The organism is Streptomyces sp. DSM 116795 (genome assembly GCF_055792905.1).
Genome location: NZ_CM147707.1, coordinates 6,219,555 through 6,237,348, shown reverse-complemented (window position 1 = coordinate 6,237,348; position 17,794 = coordinate 6,219,555). Strand labels below are relative to the sequence as shown.

Annotated in this window: 14 protein-coding genes; 2 read left to right on the top strand and 12 right to left on the bottom strand. The window is 71.6% G+C overall.

Annotated features, from left to right (window positions below):
- Positions 1-324: 324 nt before the first annotated feature.
- Together ACSMXX_RS26885 and ACSMXX_RS26880 are read right to left on the bottom strand one after the other, a co-directional pair.
- Positions 325-999 carry an NUDIX domain-containing protein gene (locus ACSMXX_RS26885; protein WP_473181256.1) on the bottom strand — a complete coding sequence of 225 codons (675 nt, stop codon included), beginning with the start codon at positions 997-999 and terminating at the stop codon, positions 325-327.
- A 3-nt stretch (positions 1,000-1,002) separates the two neighbouring features.
- The gene (locus ACSMXX_RS26880; RefSeq protein ID WP_107374257.1) at positions 1,003-2,640 is read right to left on the bottom strand and encodes a CTP synthase; all 1,638 of its coding nucleotides are present in this window, start codon (positions 2,638-2,640) and stop codon (positions 1,003-1,005) included.
- A 487-nt stretch (positions 2,641-3,127) separates the two neighbouring features.
- Here ACSMXX_RS26880 and ACSMXX_RS26875 point away from each other — a divergent pair, with 487 nt between their 5' ends.
- On the top strand, positions 3,128-4,942 hold the full coding sequence (locus ACSMXX_RS26875) for a glycoside hydrolase family 15 protein (RefSeq protein WP_473184991.1): 1,815 nt from the start codon (positions 3,128-3,130) through the stop codon (positions 4,940-4,942).
- 228 nt (positions 4,943-5,170) lie between these two features.
- Here the strand turns inward: ACSMXX_RS26875 and ACSMXX_RS26870 are convergent, their stop codons facing one another.
- Positions 5,171-6,343 (bottom strand): beta-1,3-glucanase family protein, encoded by a 1,173-nt coding sequence (locus ACSMXX_RS26870; RefSeq protein WP_473181255.1) that lies wholly within the window; start codon positions 6,341-6,343, stop codon positions 5,171-5,173.
- Positions 6,340-7,299 carry a glycoside hydrolase family 16 protein gene (locus tag ACSMXX_RS26865; RefSeq protein ID WP_473181254.1) on the bottom strand — a complete coding sequence of 320 codons (960 nt, stop codon included), beginning with the start codon at positions 7,297-7,299 and terminating at the stop codon, positions 6,340-6,342. Before ACSMXX_RS26865 ends, ACSMXX_RS26870 begins: the two co-directional genes overlap by 4 nt.
- A gap of 109 nt (positions 7,300-7,408) precedes the next feature.
- On the opposite strand from ACSMXX_RS26865, the gene ACSMXX_RS26860 reads away from it, so the two are divergent.
- Positions 7,409-8,461, top strand: a complete 1,053-nt coding sequence (locus ACSMXX_RS26860; protein WP_473181253.1) for a LacI family DNA-binding transcriptional regulator — start codon at positions 7,409-7,411, stop codon at positions 8,459-8,461.
- Positions 8,462-8,586: 125 nt separating this feature from the next.
- Here the strand turns inward: ACSMXX_RS26860 and ACSMXX_RS26855 are convergent, their stop codons facing one another.
- The 8 genes from ACSMXX_RS26855 to ACSMXX_RS26820 form a co-directional block, all read right to left on the bottom strand.
- Positions 8,587-9,756 (bottom strand): glycosyltransferase family 4 protein, encoded by a 1,170-nt coding sequence (locus ACSMXX_RS26855; RefSeq protein ID WP_473181252.1) that lies wholly within the window; start codon positions 9,754-9,756, stop codon positions 8,587-8,589.
- A 408-nt stretch (positions 9,757-10,164) separates the two neighbouring features.
- A complete protein-coding gene (recN, locus tag ACSMXX_RS26850; RefSeq protein ID WP_473181251.1) occupies positions 10,165-11,925 on the bottom strand; it encodes a DNA repair protein RecN in 1,761 nt (586 codons plus the stop codon).
- 189 nt (positions 11,926-12,114) lie between these two features.
- The gene (locus ACSMXX_RS26845) at positions 12,115-13,020 is read right to left on the bottom strand and encodes an NAD kinase (protein ID WP_473181250.1); all 906 of its coding nucleotides are present in this window, start codon (positions 13,018-13,020) and stop codon (positions 12,115-12,117) included.
- Complete coding sequence (locus tag ACSMXX_RS26840; RefSeq protein WP_473181249.1) at positions 13,017-13,823, bottom strand: TlyA family RNA methyltransferase; 807 nt, start codon at positions 13,821-13,823, stop codon at positions 13,017-13,019. The genes ACSMXX_RS26845 and ACSMXX_RS26840 overlap by 4 nt, the downstream gene beginning before the upstream one ends.
- Positions 13,824-13,826: 3 nt before the next feature.
- Positions 13,827-14,426: a hypothetical protein gene (locus ACSMXX_RS26835; protein WP_473181248.1), complete on the bottom strand. Its 600-nt coding sequence runs from the start codon at positions 14,424-14,426 to the stop codon at positions 13,827-13,829.
- 55 nt (positions 14,427-14,481) lie between these two features.
- Positions 14,482-15,429 carry an ABC transporter ATP-binding protein gene (locus ACSMXX_RS26830; RefSeq protein WP_473181247.1) on the bottom strand — a complete coding sequence of 316 codons (948 nt, stop codon included), beginning with the start codon at positions 15,427-15,429 and terminating at the stop codon, positions 14,482-14,484.
- A gap of 74 nt (positions 15,430-15,503) precedes the next feature.
- Positions 15,504-16,535 carry a FecCD family ABC transporter permease gene (locus ACSMXX_RS26825; protein WP_473181246.1) on the bottom strand — a complete coding sequence of 344 codons (1,032 nt, stop codon included), beginning with the start codon at positions 16,533-16,535 and terminating at the stop codon, positions 15,504-15,506.
- On the bottom strand, positions 16,532-17,512 hold the full coding sequence (locus ACSMXX_RS26820) for a FecCD family ABC transporter permease (RefSeq protein ID WP_473184990.1): 981 nt from the start codon (positions 17,510-17,512) through the stop codon (positions 16,532-16,534). Before ACSMXX_RS26820 ends, ACSMXX_RS26825 begins: the two co-directional genes overlap by 4 nt.
- Positions 17,513-17,794: the final 282 nt, after the last annotated feature.

The window sequence follows — 17,794 nt, the reverse complement described above, 5'->3', positions numbered from 1 at the left end:
ACGAACGGGAGGTGCCGGATGTGCCGGTGCCGTCGGTGCCGCCGCTGCTCCCGGACTCCCCTGTGTGCCCCGCGCTCCCGGTGCTCCCTGCGTTTCCGGCTCTCCCCGCGGGCTGCACCGCTTGATCCGTCACGGGCCACGCTCCCGTCCACCTGCGTCTGCGCGTACGAGCCCCGCCGCAGCCGCGACCGGGAACGCACAGAGCGTAGTTCACCCCAGGCAGCCGGACGCGGTGCGCGCGCCGCACGCACAGGGCTGCGGACAACTCATCGGTTCAGCGCCCGCCCGGGCCCCGGCAGGCCGTCAACCCGCCCCCGCCGGAAGCTAATTCTCGAACGGACGGGCAGGCCACGGGGCGTCGGCCGGGCGCAGCGACTCCAGACCCTGCCCAGAACGGGCGGCCACGAGGGTCAGAACGCCCACCACTAGGCAGTTGTTGTGCAGCTCCCCCGCCAGTACGCCCCGCACCAGATCCGGCACGGGCACGCGCGCCAGCTCCATCTCGGCCTCTTCCTCGGAGACTTCGTAGCGTTCGCCGTCGGCGGCGCCGATCTCGCGCGCGAGGAAGATCCGTACGGCCTCGTCGGAGCCGCCGGGGGTGGTGTAGACGTCGGCGAGCACGCGCCAGTCCTCGGCCTTGACGTGGGCCTCCTCGTACAGCTCTCGCTGTGCCGCGTGCAGCGGGTTCTCACCGGGGACGTCGAGGAGCCCGGCCGGGATCTCCCAGAGCTTCTCCCGCACGGGATGCCTGTACTGGCTCAGCACCAGCACCCGGTCCTCCTCGTCGAGGGCGAGCACGGCGACCGAGCCGGGGTGCACCTGGTAGTCGCGGCGGACCACCGAGCCGTCCGGCATGACGACGTCGTCGGTGCGCACACCGGTCTTGTTGCCCTGGAAGGGCGTTTCGGTCGCCGTGACCTCCCACGCCTCGGGGGCGTCGGCGATGTGCTTTCCGGGACGCCCCGGCAGCCCGGTTTCGGCCATGTCCGTCTCCGCCATGCCTCAGCCCTCGCCCTGCTGCCGTGCGACCGCGGCGGCGACCAGCCCGGCGAAGAGGGGGTGCGGGCGCGTGGGGCGCGAGCGCAGCTCGGGGTGGGCCTGGGTGGCGACCAGGTACGGGTGCACCTCGCGCGGGTATTCCAGGTACTCCACCAGCTTGTTGTCGGGCGAGGTGCCGGAGAAGAGCAGGCCGGCCTTCTTCTCCAGCTCGCCGCGGTAGGCGTTGTTGACCTCGTAGCGGTGCCGGTGGCGTTCCTCCACGTACGGCTCGCCGCCGTACACCTCTCGCACGATGGATCCCTCGGCGAGCTTCGCGGGATAGAGGCCGAGCCGCATGGTGCCGCCCATGTCGCCGTCGCCCGCGACGATGTCGAGCTGCTCGGCCATGGTGGAGACGACCGGGTGTGCCGTCCCCTGCTCGAACTCGGTGGAGTTGGCGTCCTCGATGCCGGCCAGGTTCCGCGCGGCCTCGACGACGATGCACTGCAGACCGAGACAGAGACCGAGGAGCGGGATCTTGTTCTCGCGGGCGTAGGTGATGGAGGAGAGCTTGCCCTCGACGCCGCGCTCGCCGAAGCCGCCGGGGATGCAGATCGCGTCGCAGTCGCCCAGCTGCCTGCGGGCGCCCTCCGGGGTACGGCAGTCGTCAGAGGTGACCCATTTGACCTTCACGCGGGCGTTGTTGGCGAAGCCGCCGGCGCGCAGCGCCTCCGTGACGGACAGGTAGGCGTCGGGCAGGTCGATGTACTTGCCGACGAGCGCGACCGTCACCTCGTGGTCGGGGTCGTGCACTCGCCGCAGCAGGTCGTCCCACTGCGTCCAGTCCACATCGCGGAAGGGCAGGTCCAGCTTGCGTACGACGTAGGCGTCCAGGCCTTCCGCGTGCACGACCTTCGGGATGTCGTAGATCGACGGGGCGTCCTTGCACGCGATGACGGCGGAGTCGTCCACGTCGCACATCAGCGAGATCTTGCGCTTGATCGAACGCGGTACGTCCCGGTCGGCGCGGAGCACGATTCCGTCCGGCTGGATGCCGATGCTGCGCAACGCGGCCACCGAGTGCTGGGTCGGCTTCGTCTTCAGCTCACCGGAGGGGCCGATGTAGGGCAGCAGCGAGATGTGCACCACGAACACGTTGTCCCTGCCGACCTCGTGGCGGACCTGGCGTACGGCCTCCAGGAAGGGCAGGGACTCGATGTCGCCGACGGTGCCGCCGACCTCGGTGATGACGACGTCCACGTCGTCGGTGGCCATGCGCCGGATGCGGTTCTTGATCTCGTTGGTGATGTGCGGGATGACCTGCACGGTGTCGCCCAGGTAGTCCCCACGCCGCTCCTTGGCGATCACGGAGGAGTAGATCTGCCCGGTGGTGACGTTCGCCGAGCCGTCGAGGTCGACGTCGAGGAAGCGCTCGTAGTGCCCGATGTCGAGATCGGTCTCGGCTCCGTCGTTGGTGACGAACACCTCGCCGTGCTGGAAGGGGTTCATGGTGCCCGGATCGACGTTCAGATACGGGTCCAGCTTCTGCATGGTGACGCGCAGGCCCCTCGCCTTGAGCAGCGCGCCCAGGCTGGAGGCGGTGAGCCCCTTGCCGAGCGAGGAGGCCACACCCCCGGTGACGAAGAGGTGCTTGGTCGTCATGGACGTGGGCGGCAAAGCCAAGAGGTGCTCCCGTGGTAGCGAGGTGGGTGCGCACCGGCACCCCGACCTCGATACGCAGAGGTGCGCAGCGGATGTTCAGGGGTACCGTCGCTGCGGCTCGGGGGGCATTCCGTGCCGGGAGATTCGAGGACGAATCCGGGAACTCTCGCCCACCGGTCCACGGGCCACCAGGGTATCAGCGACCCTCCGGGGGCGTGTCCCGCCGTGTGCGCGACTGCGTTCGGCATCACAGCCGGACGGCTTCGCCGGGGGCCGCGGCCTCCCCTACCGTGAGGGAATGGTCGCACCTGGTGAGCGGCTCCACGCAAGCTCACCGCGTCGGCTCATCCGTACTGGCTAGAGCGCGGGCGGGACGCCTTCGCTCCGTCGTATCCTGCTCGGACGCTCGATCGGACACCTGATTGAGATGGACGGAAATCCGCAGGTCATCGCACGTCCCACGGGGCGAGCCACAGTTCGACTGGAGATATACGTGGCTGGGCGCATCGAAGATTACGCACTTATCGGGGACATGCAGACCGCAGCCCTGATCGGCCGGGACGGCTCGGTGGACTGGCTGTGCCTGCCCCGCTTCGACTCCCATGCTGTCTTCGCGAGTCTCCTGGGTACGGGAGAGCACGGCTGCTGGCGGGTGGGGCCCGCCACCACGGGCGGTGCTGAACCGCCGAGGGCGGACCGCCGGCGTTACCGCGGCGACTCGCTCGTCCTGGAATCGGAGTGGGACACCCCGCGCGGCACCGTCCGCGTCATCGACTTCATGCCTCCCCGCGAGCAGCACGCGCCCCAGCTGGTGCGGATCGTCGAGGGCGTCAGCGGACGGGTGCCGATGCGTTCGGCGCTGCGCATGCGCTTCTCCTACGGCTGGGTCGTGCCGTGGGTGCAGCAGATCGACGGCCGTACGGTCGCGGTCGCGGGCCCCGACTCGGTGTGGCTCGACACCGAGGCCGAGACCTACGGCGAGGACCTGACCACCTACTCGGACTTCACCGTCGCTCCTGGCGAACGGATCGCGTTCACCATCAGCTGGCAGGCGTCGCACAAGAGCCCACCGGCCGAGCCGGACCCGGAGGCGGCGCTGGAGGCGACGCAGGACTTCTGGAACGAGTGGGTCGACCACTGCACCTACCACGGCCCGTACCGCGAAGCGGTCGTACGGTCGCTGATCACGCTGAAGGCGCTGACGTACGGGCCTACTGGCGGGATCGTCGCCGCGCCCACCACCTCGCTGCCGGAGTGCATCGGCGGCATGCGCAACTGGGACTACCGCTACACCTGGCTGCGCGACGCCGCGATCACGCTGTCGTCGCTGCTGCGCACCGGCTACCACCAGGAGGCGCTGGCCTGGCGGGAGTGGCTGCTGCGCGCGGTCGCCGGCGACCCGGAGAACCTGCAGATCATGTACGGCATCGCCGGTGAGCGGGAGTTGAGCGAGGCGGAGCTGAACTGGCTGCCGGGATACGAGAATTCGACCCCGGTACGGATCGGGAACGGAGCCGCGGGCCAGCTCCAGCTCGACGTGTACGGCGAGGTCACCGAGGCCCTGCACCTGGCGCACATGACGGGCCTGTCGCGCAACGACTACGCCTCGCTGCTCCAGCTGAAGCTCATCGGCTACCTGGAGGACCACTGGGACGAGCCGGACGAGGGCATCTGGGAAGTGCGCGGCCCGCGGCGGCACTTCGTGCACTCCAAGGTCATGGCGTGGGTCGCGGTCGACCGTACGGTCAAGCTGATCGAGTCCGGTGATGTGGACGGCCCGCTGGACCGGTGGCGCGATCTGCGTGACGAGATCCACCGCGACGTGTGCGAGAAGGGTTACGACAAGGAGCGCAACACCTTCACGCAGTCCTACGGCTCGAAGGAGCTGGACGCGTCGCTGCTGCTGATCCCGCAGATGGGCTTCCTGCCGCCGGACGACAAGCGCGTCATCGGGACCATCGAGGCGATCCAGCGGGAGCTGTCCACCGAGGACGGCTTCGTGATGCGCTACCCGACCTCCCAGGTCGAGGCCGAAAACGTCGACGGACTCCACGGCGAGGAGGGGGCGTTCCTCGCGTGTTCCTTCTGGCTGGCCGACGACCTGGCGATGATCGGCAGGGTGGAGGAGGCGCGGAAGCTCTTCGAGCGACTGCTCTCGCTCCGTAACGATCTGGGGCTGCTCGCCGAGGAGTGGGACCCGCATCTGCAGCGCCAAGTGGGCAACTTCCCGCAGGCGTTCAGCCATGTGCCGCTGATCGACACGGCGCTGCGGCTGACCGCGTCCGGCGCGTACAGCGGCTGACGGACCGCCCCCCGGGGGGGCTGCGTCGGCACCGCCCGGCGGCACCGGCCGTTCGCCATGGCGGGGGCGGGCCCGCGCCTGCGGCAGACGCAACCACGCCCGCTGCCCGGCGACAACCGGCAGCGGGCGTGGAGGTGAGGGACGGGACACCCCCGCCCGGACCCGACGGCCCGGCGGGGGACCCACCGCTGGCGGGGTTGCGGAGGGTGTTCCCGTTGGCAGATTCCCTCAGAACGGGGTCAGCGTGAGCGTCAATTCGCTGGCCCCGCCGTCTTCGATGTAGGAGGCGAAGCTTGCGACGTCGTCGAATGCGAAGCCGTAAGCCTTGCCGTCCTCGGTGGCCGCGTGCATGGCCTTGACGTACTCGTGGACGACGTCGCCCTTGTAGAACTCAGCGGGGTCGGTGGTCGGCTGCTCGGCGATCGAGGCGAGCGTGGACCGGTTGAACGCGGCGCCCACGATGGCGGCCACCGGGCCGGTGGTGCCGTCGTTCGGGGCGGCGAGTTCGCCGTCGCAGAAGAGGATGTCCTTCGTGCTGGGCTTGTTGAAGGACACCTCGCCGGGACCGGTGAAGGACAGCTTGTCGCCGCTGACCTTGCCGGTGAACTTGCCCGCGTTGGTGGTGACGACCAGTTCCTTGGAGGAGTAGGTCTCCCACACCTTGTCGGTGTACGCGTCGAAGAAGCTCTCCGAGAACTTGCCCTCGCCGAGGCCGTGACCGGGGGCGATGACGCGCTTGTCGTCGATCACCAGGTCGCCGAAGCCCTTGGCCTCCTTGACGGCCTTGAAGATCTGGTCGCGGCCGCCCTCCTTCAGGAAGCCGGTCTTCTGGTCCTTGTCGCCCTTGAGCTGGATGCCCAGTGGCACGCTGAACATGTCGACCATGGTGGTGTTGCAGTACATCGCGCCGTTCTTGAAGGTGAACTCGGCGCAGTCGTGCATCACGTCGAAGTTGGGGTCGCCCGCCACCCAGCCGGCCGGGTAGGCCAGCGCGGCAGAGCCGTCGCCGCCCTCGACCGCCTTGATCTTGAGCTTCCCGCCGCAGGCGACGTAGATACGGCCGGACATCTCGGGGAGCTTGAGCGTCGTCTCCTCGCCCGCGAGCGGGATGGCGTAGTCGGTGAAGCCGTCACCGCCGTTGTCGCCCATGGAGACCGGCTTCAGTTCGCCCTCGGGGGTGACGCGGACCTGGTTCTTGCCGTCGTTGCCGACGATGTAGACGTGGACCGACTTGCTGTCGAACTCACCGCTCTTGTTGACGATCTTCAACGACAGGGGCGCGGCGGCCTTGCCCGCCTTCTTCCGTGTGACGCCGCCGGCCTGGGTCACCAGGAGTCCGGCCGCCGGTGCGGCGATGGCGGTCGCGGCGGCACCGCGGATGAGGGACCTGCGGCTGATCACTTGGAGGCACCTCCGGTGCTTTCGACGGACACGTAGTCCACGGTCAGGGAGTGGCCGGGCTCGGTGGCGGCCGTGGGGGTCTTCGAGCCCGCGACGCCGTCGGGGAAGGCGCCGCCCATGGCGAGGTTCAGCAGGATGAAGTGGCCGTGGTTCGTGGCGTCGGTCCAGGTCTTGGCGTCGATGTCCGACTCCTTGACGGAGTGGAACTGCTCACCGTCGACGTACCAGCGCAGCTCTTCGGTCTCGCCGCTGCGGTCCAGTTCGATCGCGTACTCGTGGAATTCGGCCTTGCAGTCGCCGGAGCACTCGTGCGCCTTGCCGATGCCGGTGGTCTCGTTGCACGGACCGCCCGGGTTGACGCCGCAGTGCAGCACACCGTGCGTGGTGTTCTGGCCGTTGACGTTCTCCATGATGTCGAACTCGCCCACGCCGGGCCAATTGTGGTAATTGCCCCGGTACGCGTCGCCCAGGGTCCAGAAGGCCGGCCAGTAGCCGAGCGCCTTGTCGCCTGAGACGTCCGGGAGTTTGAGGCTCGCCTCGATGCGCATCTTCCCGCCCTCGGGGGCGGCGAAGTCGGTGCGCTGGGTCTCGATGCGTGCGGAGGTCCAGTTCTCACCGTCCTTCAGGGCGGTGATCTTCAAGTGTCCGTCGCCGTCGAGCTGAATGTTCTCGGTGCTGTCGGTGTACTCCTGGATCTCGCCGGTGCCCCAGTTGTCCGGGCCGCCCGGGTAGCTGTGCCCCTTGTCGATGATCCAGTCGTCGCCGGAGGGGAGGGACCCGGCGTCGCCGTCGAAGTCCGTGCGCCAGACCTCCTCGAGGGCTGCCGCCTTCTTCTGCGCCTTCGCTGCCGTGCCGCCCTCATCGGCCTGCGCGTACGGGGCCACACAGGTCCCGATGACGGCAGCGGCCGCGATGCCGGCAAGTGCCCAGCGCCGTCTGTCGCTCTTCAAGAGCATGACTTACGCTCCTCGTTGGTGGGGGGTGAGAGCGCTCTCACGTCATGGGCAGCACAGTACTTCAGAACGCCCATTGGTCAAGACCTAGATAAAGAAAGAGGAGTTGTCTGTGCACACTTTCCGCGGATCCCGCCCGACCCTGGAGGCCGTGGCCGCCCATGCCGGGGTTTCGAGGGCGACGGTGTCGCGGGTGGTCAACGGGGGTCCAGGCGTCCGCGAGGAGGTCCGCGAGAAGGTGCGGCACTCCGTCGAGGAGTTGGGGTACGTGCCCAACAACGCGGCCCGCACCCTCGTCACCCGGCGCACCGGCGCCGTCGCCGTCGTCATCGCGGAGCCCGAGAGCCGCGTCTTCGCCGACCCGTTCTTCGCACAGCAGTTGCGCGGTATCAGCCGCGAACTGTCCGATCACGACACGCAGTTGCTCCTGATGATGCTGGAAGGGCAGAAGGACTACGCACGCATCGGACGGTATCTGTCGGCCGGGCACGTCGACGGAGCGCTGATGTTCTCCCTGCACGGCGACGACCCCCTGCCCGCGATGGCACTGCAGACCGGGCTGCCGGCGGTCTTCGGCGGCAGGCCCGGCTGGCCCGGCGCGGAGGACGACCCGGATCTGCTGTACGTCGACACCGACAACAGGGGCGGGGCACGGCAGGCCGTTGCTCATTTGCAGGCGCGAGGGCGCAGCACCATCGCCGTGATCAACGGCCCTCTCGACCAGACCTCTGCCCTGGACCGGCTCCACGGCTACTGCGACGCCCTGGGCATCGGAGCGCACGAGGCCGATCCGTCACTCGTCGCACAGGGGGACTTCACCGCCGAGGGCGGCGAGCGTGCCATGGCCCGGCTGCTCGACGTCTCCCCCGGTCTCGACGCCGTCTTCGCCGGGAACGACCTGATGGCCTCGGGAGCGCTGCGTACGCTGCGGGCGCGGGGACGCAGAGTGCCGGAGGACGTCGCCGTGGTCGGCTACGACGACCTGGAACCCGCTGCATGGGCCGAGCCGCCACTGACGACGGTGCGGCAGGACGTGGAGGGCATGGGCGGGATGATGGCGGAGCTGTTGCTGCGCCGTATCGGACTGGCCGAGGAGAGCGTGGAGGCGGCGCCGCCCCAGCCCGTCGTCACGCCGGCGACGCTGGTCGTCCGCGACTCCAGCTGAGGGGTACGGGACAAGGGGAACGGCTGGAGGGCTGGACGACTGGGCGGCTGGAGGGCCGGACCGCCCGGGACGGTCCGGCGGGGGCCGGTGGGGGCGGTCCCGGTCCTGCGGCCGGTCCCGGGCTCTCAGGGTTGGCGTCCCTCGGAGGCCAACTCGTCGTAGACGCTGAGGACATGAGCCACTGTGGCCTCCTCGCTCGGCCACTCCGCGGCCCGGGCCCAGCCCTCGGCGACGAACCGCACACGACGCACGGGGTCGGCCAGCAGACCGGTCACGGCGGCGGCCAGGGCGTCCGGATCGCCGAAGGGGATCAACTCGGCGGCTCGGCCGACGAGTTCGGGCACCCCGCCGACCGCGGTGGCGACCAGCGGGACCCCTTCGTGCAGTGCCTCCTGTGCCAGCAGCGGCCGGCCCTCCCAGCGCGAGCTGAGGAGCGCCACGTCCGCACCGGCCAGCAGTTCGAAGGCGTCCTCGCGCCGGCCCAGCAGACGAACGGGCAGTCCTTCGTCGTCGATGCGCCGCTGCAACTCCGTACGCTGCGGCCCCTCGCCCGCCACGGCCAGCAGCGGAGGCGGATCGAGATGCCGCCAGGCACGGGCGGCGGTCAGTGCCGTCCCGTATCCGTGACGGTCGTCGAGGCGGCCGACGGAGAGGACCAGCGGGCGCCCCACCGCGCCCACTTCGGCGCGCGTCTTGTGCCGCCCGCGGCTCTCGACCGCGGCCCGCGGCTCCAGCGGGGTCTCGTCGCGGCCCGGTCCGGGAAGGACGACGGGTGCGAGCCGCGCGTCGCGTGCACCGCGCCGCCGGGCCCGGTCCACGAGGTCGGTGGTGACGGCGAGAACGACCGACGCGCTCCGCGCGACGCGCCGCTCCATCAGCCGCCGAAGCTGCGCCCGCGCGCCCGACGCGTGCCCGCGGTGGTGCCAGGTGACCACGAGCGGCACCCGGCGGGCCCGGCCCGAGAGGGCCAGCGTGGTGAGGGCCAGCAGCCCGGCGCGCACCCCGTGTGCGTGCACGAGGTCGGCGTCCGCGCACAGGCGCCGGAGCACGGCCGCGGCCTCCGGCTCGCTGTGTGCGGGGAGCGGCGCGAAGTGGGCCCCGGCGCCCCTGAATCCGTACACCGCGTCCGCGCCGGACGGTGCGCAGACCGTCACCCGCAGCCCGCGTGCCACGAGCCCCTCGGCGAGCGAACGCACATGCGCACCGGTGCCGGCACTCGCGCCGTCCACGACCTGGAGGGCGTGCTGCGGCCTGCCGACGGCGGACGGCGGGGGCGGTGTGGGGGGAAGGCTCACAGCCGGTCGAGCTCCAAAGCGGTGTCGGGGTCGCGGTCGGTGTCGGGGTCGCGGTCGGGGTCGCGGTCGGGGTCGGTGCAGGTCTCGGTGCCGGACGAGGCCGGACGAGGCGGTTGGCGGGCTCGGACCGGGCGGGTGGTCCGGGTGGACCGGATGGTGCGGGACGGCCCGCAGGGCATGGGCACGGTACGGTCACGGGCCGCGCCCAGCATGCCAGCCGGTACGGGTCTCACGGCACCGCGCCCGAGCCGCGGGTGCGGCACGTCGCGCCCGTACGGTACCGCTATCACTCACCCGGGTGATTTCGCCGGGCTTCAGGGCGGCCGGGACAGCCGGGCGCGTTCCGGGCCCCGGCCACGGCCGGTCCCTGCCACGAGCGCCTCTTCGCCCGTTCGCCCCTGCTCCTCCTCAGGAGCCCGTACGGGCCGCTTCCAGCAGTTCCTCCGCGTGGGCACGGGCCAGTTCGGAGTCCTCCTGCCCCGCGAGCATCCGGGACAGCTCCCGCACCCGGGCCTCGCCCTCCATCGCCTGTACGCCGCTGTGTGTGACGGAACCGTCATCGGTCTTCTCCACGACCAGATGACGGTCGGCGAACGCCGCGACCTGCGGAAGGTGCGTGACGACGACGACCTGCGCGGAACGGGCCAGCCGCGCCAGCCGCCGCCCCACCTCGACGGCGGCCTTGCCGCCGACTCCCGCGTCGACCTCGTCGAAGAGGTACGTCGGCACTGGGTCCGCACCCGCGAAGACGACCTCGACGGCCAGCATCACGCGGGACAGCTCACCCCCGGAGGCGCCCTTGGCGACAGGACGCGGCTGCGCCCCGGGGTGTGGTGCGAGCAGCAGCTCCACCTCGTCGGTGCCGTGCGGCCCGAACGCGACGCTGCGGCCGTCCAGTTCGAGACCGGGGGCGCCCGCTGCCGCGTCGCTGCGCCTGAGCGAGAAGGAGACCCTGGCGTGCGGCATGGCCAGTTCGGACAGCTCCTCGGTGACGGCGTCGGCGAAGCGCTTCGCCGCGTCCTTGCGGGCGTCGGTCAACTGCTGTGCGACACCGGTCAGTTCGGTGACGAGGGCGTCGCGCTCGGCGGTGAGTTCGCCGATGCGCTCGTCGTCGCCCTCGAGTTCGGCGAGGCGTGCGGCGCTCTCCTCGGACCAGCTGAGTACGGAGGCGATGTCCTCGCCGTACTTCCGGGTGAGCTGGGCGAGGGCCGCGCGGCGCTCCTCGACGGCGGCGAGGCGCAGCGGGTCGGCGTCCAGATCGCCGGCGTATCCGGCGAGTTCGCCCGCCACGTCACCCATCAGGATGGAGACCTCGCCGAGCCGGTCGGCGAGCGAGGCGAGCGCCGGGTCGTGGGCGCGCTGGGCCTCCAGGGCGCGGTGCGCGGCCGATACGAGCGCCGCCGCGTCGGAGTTCTCGGGGCGCCCGGAGTCTTCGGGGTCGCCCGCGAGGGCGGCGTGTGCGGTGCTGGCTGCGGACGCCAGGGCTTCGGCGTGGCCGAGGCGTTCGGCCTCGGCGGCGAGTTCGGTGTCCTCGCCCGGACGTGGCTCCGCCGCTGCGATCTCCTCCAGGCCGAAGCGGAGCATGTCGGCCTCCTGCGCGCGCTCCCGCGCGAGGGTGGTGATCTCGTCGAGTTCGCCGCTCACACGGCGCAGCCGCTGGTACGCGGTGGACCACTGCGCGAGCGGTACGGAGACGGCCTCCCCGGCGAACCGGTCGAGTGCCTGCCGCTGGCGTGCCGGGCGCAACAGGCCCTGCTGGTCGGTCTGTCCGTGCACGGCCACGAGGTCGTCGCTCAGCTCGGCCAGCAGCCCCACGGGCACGGACCGGCCGCCGACGTGCGCACGCGAGCGGCCTTCGGCGGAGAGCGTGCGGCTGACGAGCAGCGCCCCGTCGTCGAGTTCGGCGCCGGCTTCGCGCGCCCGGATCGCCGCGGACGCCTCCGGCGGCACGACTATCCGCCCCTCGACCACGGCGGCGCTCTCCCCTGCCCGTACGAGGGCGGCGTCGGCCCGTCCGCCGAGCAGCAGCCCGAGGCTGGTGACGACCATGGTCTTGCCCGCTCCGGTCTCACCGGTCACCGCCGTGAAGCCCGGGGACAGTTCGACGACAGCGTCGTCGATGACGCCCAGGGACCTGATCCGCATCTCCTCCAACACGGGTACGACCATACGCAGTCCACGGAGGTACCCCCACCCTCCCCCAGAGACTTCGACCTGGGTGGGGGTCCCCACCAGCGGAGCGAGGGGGAGTACCCCCAGCCCCGGGCGGCCCCGGTCGTCCGGGCGCGGAAGGCGGCGCGAAGACGGGTCCGGAACCGGCGCGCACACGGCACGGAAAGCGCGCAGGTACGGTGCGCTTCAGTTCGGCGCGCCGCGCCAACCGGCCACCGGCAGCGCGAACTTGGCGACGAGCCGGTCCGTGAACGACGCGTGGTGCAGCCGGGCCAGCCGCACCGGCACGGAGCCCCGGCGCACCTCCACGCGGGCGCCCGCGGGCAGTTCGACGCTGCGCCGTCCGTCGCACCACATCACACCGTGCGGCGTCTGCGGCTGCACCTCCACCGCGAGCACCGACTCCGGCGCCGTCACCAGCGGCTTGGCGAAGAGCGCGTGCGCGCTGATCGGCACCATCAGCAGCGCCTCCACCTCCGGCCAGACGACGGGGCCGCCGGCGGAGAAGGCGTACGCCGTCGAGCCCGTGGGTGTGGCGCACACCACTCCGTCGCCGCCGAAGCGGGAGACGGGACGGTTGTCGACCTCGGTGACGACCTCCAGCATCCGCTCGCGGGAGGCCTTCTCCACGGACGCCTCGTTGATGGCCCAGTCGCGGTGCACGATCCGCCCGTCGGTGCGTACGAGGACATCGAGCGTCATCCGTTCCTCGACCTCGTAGCCGCGGGTCACGACCCGGTGGACGACCCTTTCGAGGTCGTCGCGCTCGGCCTCCGCGAGGAACCCGACCCGCCCGAGGTTGACGCCGAGCATCGGCACGCCGGAGGCGCGGGCGAACTCGGCTCCGCGCAGCAGGGTTCCGTCGCCGCCGAGCACCACGATCAGCTCGCAGCCCTCCACCGCGTCCTCGGTGGAGGGGACCCTGCGCACCGGTTCCGGCAGCGGCAGGTCCGTGGCCTCCTCCTCCAGCACCCGCACGCCGATGCCCTTGCGCTGCAGTGCCTGTACGACCAGTTCGGCGCTGCGTACGGCGGCGGGGCGTCCGGTGTGGGCGAGCAGGAAGACCGTACGGGCGTCACTGGCTGTCGTCATTTCGGGCCCTCCGCCACAGCTCGCTCGACATCGGCCGCGTCGATCCCGGGTGCACCGGCGCGCAGCCACAGAAAGTACTCGACATTTCCGGACGGCCCGGGCAGCGGGCTCGCAGTCACCCCGAGCGCGCCGAGGCCGTGCCCGGCGGCCTGGCCTGCCACCGCGAGGACCGCCTCCGCGCGCAGTGCCGCGCTGCGCACCACGCCTCCGCTTCCCAGCCGTTCCCTGCCGACCTCGAACTGCGGCTTGACCATGAGTACGAGGTCGGCTTCGGGTGCGGAGCACCGGACGAGGGCCGGGAGCACGAGACCCAGCGGGATGAAGGACAGGTCGCCCACAACGAGATCCACGGGGCGGCCGTCCACGTCCTCCGGCGTCAACTCCCGTACATTCGTACGGTCCTTGACGATGACGCGTTCGTCGCTGCGCAGCGACCACGCGAGCTGCCCGTATCCGACGTCGACGGCGACGACCTCCGCCGCGCCGGCGCGCAGCAGCACGTCGGTGAAGCCGCCCGTCGAGGCGCCCGCGTCCAGCGCGCGGCGCCCCTCGGTGCGCAGGCCCAGCGGCCCGAAAACCGCGAGGGCGCCCGCGAGTTTGTGCCCTCCGCGGGAGACGTATCCGGGGTCGGTGCCGTCGTCCCGTACGACCACGGCGGCGCTGGTCTCCACCTGGGTTGCGGACTTCGCGGCGACGTTGCCGCCGACGGTGACCCGTCCGGCCGCGATCAGTTGACTGGCGTGCTCGCGCGAGCGGGCCAGCCTGCGGCGCACCAGCTCCGCGTCGAGTCGGCGTCGGGGCAAGAGTCAGCTCCGGGGGTACGGAGGCCCGGGCACGGGGCGGCCGTGGCCGTGACCGTGAGAGGAGACGGGCACGGAACCGGGGGCAGGGGCGGGACCCGGGGCAGGGGTCTGCCGGTCGAGGCCTGCCAGCGCCTCGCGAAGCCCGCGGTGCACGTCCTCGTACACCTCGAGGTGGCCGGAGACCGCGAGATGGTCGGCGTCCTCCAGGCGTCTCAACTCGGCGTCCACGGGGGCGTGTCCCGTCGGCTCGACGTGCAGGCCCAGGGGGCGCGGCCCGTCGTCCTCCTCCTGGTGCTGCTCCGGCTCCGCATGCGGCGCGGGCTCGTCCGCCTCTCCGGGTGCCGGCTCCGTCTGCGGCGCGCGCTCCGCGGGCTCACCGGACACCGGCTCCGCGTGTTCCTCCGGCTCTGCCGGTTCCGCCGGTTCCGCCGCGTCCGCCGCCCCGAAGGGCTCCGCGTGCGGCGCGGGCTCCCCGGACTCGCCGGGCTCCGGTTCCGCGGGCTCCTCCGGGGGCCCGGCTTCCACCGGTTCCGCGGTGCCCGCCGGTCCGGCGGGCTCTCCGTACTGCTGTGCCGGCAGTGCTCCCGGCATCGGCTCGCTCATGCCCCCGACGCTACCGCTTCCGACCTGCTGCCCGGCTCCCGACTGTGCGCAGTGCTCAAACTCCCCGGGCGGCGCGCGTACGCTCCCTCGCAGCCGGTACGACGAGCGGCGTGCCCGACTCCGGATCCTCGATCACCCGGCACGGCATGCCGAACACGTCCTCCACCAGCCGTGCGGTGACGACGTCGTCCGGAACGCCCTCCGCGACCACCTCGCCGCCGCACATCACGATCAGGTGCGTGGCGTAGCGCGCCGCGTGATTGAGGTCGTGCAGCACCGCGACGAGCGTGCGGCCCTCCTCCTCGTGCAGCCGCGCGCACAGGTCCAGGACCTCTATCTGGTGGGCGATGTCGAGGTACGTGGTCGGCTCGTCCAGCAGCAGCAGCGGCGTCTGCTGCGCCAGCGCCATGGCGATCCACACGCGTTGCCGCTGGCCGCCGGAGAGTTCGTCGACGAAGCGGCTCTCCAGGTCCTCTACTCCGGTCGCCTCCATCGACTCCCGCACCACACGCTCGTCCTCGCGCGACCACTGCCGCAGCAGACTCTGGTGCGGATAGCGGCCGCGTGCCACCAGGTCTGCGACCGTGATCCCGTCCGGGGCGACCGAGGACTGCGGCAGCAGCCCGAGCGTGCGTGCCAGCTTCTTCGCCGGCATGCCGCCGATGTCGGCGCCGTCCAGCAGTACCGAACCCGCGGTGGGACGGAGCATCCGCGAAAAGGCGCGCAGCAGCGTGGACTTGCCGCACGCGTTGGGGCCGACGACCACCGTGAAGGACTTGTCGGGGACGGCGACGCTGAGCTGCTCGGAGACGGTGCGCTGGTCGTAGGCGAGAGTGAGGCCCTCGCCGGTGAGCCGGCTGGCGCTCCCGTCCGCAGCTCCTCCGGGCCCGGCCCGGCCGGATACGGCTCGGCCGGATACGGCCCCGGCCTGTTCAGGCCCGGCCTGTACGGACTCCGGTGCCGTCCGCGCGGTTTCCTCCTGCGTGGTGTGCTGCCTCGTCACGGTCGCCGTCCTCGCAGTCCTGCCCGTACTCGAACTCGTATTCGTACCCGCACTCGAACTCGCATTCCCGGTGCTCATATCCGTCCCGCCCTGCGCTCCGTCGCCAGCAGCCACACCAGATAACCGCCTCCCAGCACACCCGTGACCACGCCCACCGGCAACTCGTGTGCGCCGAAGGCCCGTTGGGCCGCGAAGTCGGCGGAGACCAGCAGCGCGGCACCCATGCACATCGAAGGCAGCAGATTCGGGCCCGGCGCCTTCGTCAGACGCCTCGCCAGCTGCGGTGCCGTCAGCGCCACGAAGGCGACAGGACCCGCCGCGGCCGCCGCGAGGGCCACCAGCAGCACCGCCGAGCCGAGCAGCACCAGCCGCACCCGCTCCACGCGTACGCCCAGAGCGCCCGCCGCGTCGTCGCCCATCTCCATCATGCTCAGCCCGCGTCCGCAGCCGAGCAGTACGACCGGCACCAGCACCGCCATGGCGGCGAGCAGCGGCGCCGCGTCCCCCCAGCCGCGCCCGTCCAGGCTGCCGGTCATCCACAGCACCGCGCGCCCGGCTTCGACTATGTGGGCCTTGGTGAGGAGGTATCCGTTGACCCCGGTGAGCATCGCGGCTACGCCGATGCCGACGAGCACCAGTCGGTAACCGTGCACGCCTCCGCGCCATGCCAGTCCGTACACGGCGATCCCGGTGACGACGCCGCCGATCAGCGCACCGCCCGCGAGCGCGGCGCTGCCTCCGCCGACGATCACGATCGCGGTCAGCGCCCCTGTCGCGGCTCCGTACGTGAAGCCGAGCACGTCGGGGCTGCCAAGCGGATTGCGCACCACCGCCTGGAAGACGGCGCCCGCCAGCGCGAGCGCGGCACCCACCGCGAGCGCCGTGACCGTACGGGGCAACCGCAGCTCGCCCACGATGAAGGCGTCCGCGGGGGCGCCCTGCCCGGCGAGCGTACGGATCACGTCCGCGGGTGCCATCGGGTACTCGCCGCTGCCGATGGCGAGGACGCCGACGACGAGCGCCAGCACCACGCACGCCGCCCCCGCGAGGGCCGCGCGCGGCCGGAAGGTGACGGAGTATCCGCCCGCCGTACGTATCACGCTCATGCCTGAGCCACCCTCCGGCGCCGCACGAAGTACAGGAAGAACGGCCCGCCCAGCACGACGGTCACGATGCCCACCTGAAGCTCGGCCGGCCGCCCGAGCACACGGCCCAGCACGTCCGCGCCGAGCATCAGCACCGGCGCGAGCAGCACGCAGTACGGCAGCATCCAGCGCAGGTCGGGACCGGTCAGGGAGCGCACCATGTGCGGCACCATCAGGCCGACGAAGACGATGGGTCCGCACGCGGCGGTCGCCGCCCCGCACAGCAGCGTGACCGCCAGGATGGCGAGGCCGCGGGTGAGTTCGGGACGTGAGCCCAGAGCGCGCGCAGCGTCGTCCCCGAGCGCGAGTGCGTTCAGCGGACGGGCCAGGGCGAGGGCCAGCAGGACACCGGCGAGCACGAACGGCAGCGCCTTGATGTTGATGTCGTCCTGCGCACGCGCGAGCGAGCCGACCGTCCAGAAGCGCATGCGGTCGAGCGACGCCGTGTCCAGCAACTGCACCGCGTTCACATAGGAGATGAGCGCCGCGTTCAGCGCCGTACCGGCGAGGGCGAGCCGTGCCGGGGTCGCCCCCCGGCCGCCGCCCACCGCGTACACGGCCACCGAGACGGCGGCGGCACCGGCGAAGGCGAAGCCGATGTAGCCCGTGTAGCCGGAGACCCCGAGGAAGGAGATCGCGGTGACGACGGCCGCGGCGGCACCGGCGTTGATGCCCAGCAGGCCGGGATCCGCGAGCGGGTTGCGGGTCAGCGCCTGCATCACTCCGCCCGCGAGGCCGAGCGCGGCACCCGCGAGCAGTCCCAGGACGGTGCGCGGCAGACGCATCTCGTGCACGACCGAGTACGACGGCGAGGCGGGATCGGTCAGGCCCTGCAGCACCTCGGGCATCGAGAGCTGTTTCGCGCCGACGGCGATGCTGAGCGCGAGCACGAGCAGCAACAGGCCTGCGGCGCCCAGGAGTCCGGCGGTGCGCAGCATGAAGCCGGTACGGCCGCCGCCCGCGGCGGACCGGCCGCTCCGAGCCGTGCGTTCCGCCGCGCCGGCCTTGCCCGGCCCGCCCGTCTGCCCTGCCTTCGGGGACGGTTCGGAATCCGCGGGATCAGGGGGCGGCGAACTTCCCGGCGTCTGGCGGGACTTGATGAGAGTCACGTACCGGCTCCGGTCGGGGGACGGAGGCGTGGGACCCCCGGCCACTGGACAACAACGACTTTGGTTAGGTTAACCTAACTCGACATCCGGCCCACAGCCGGCCGCAAGACA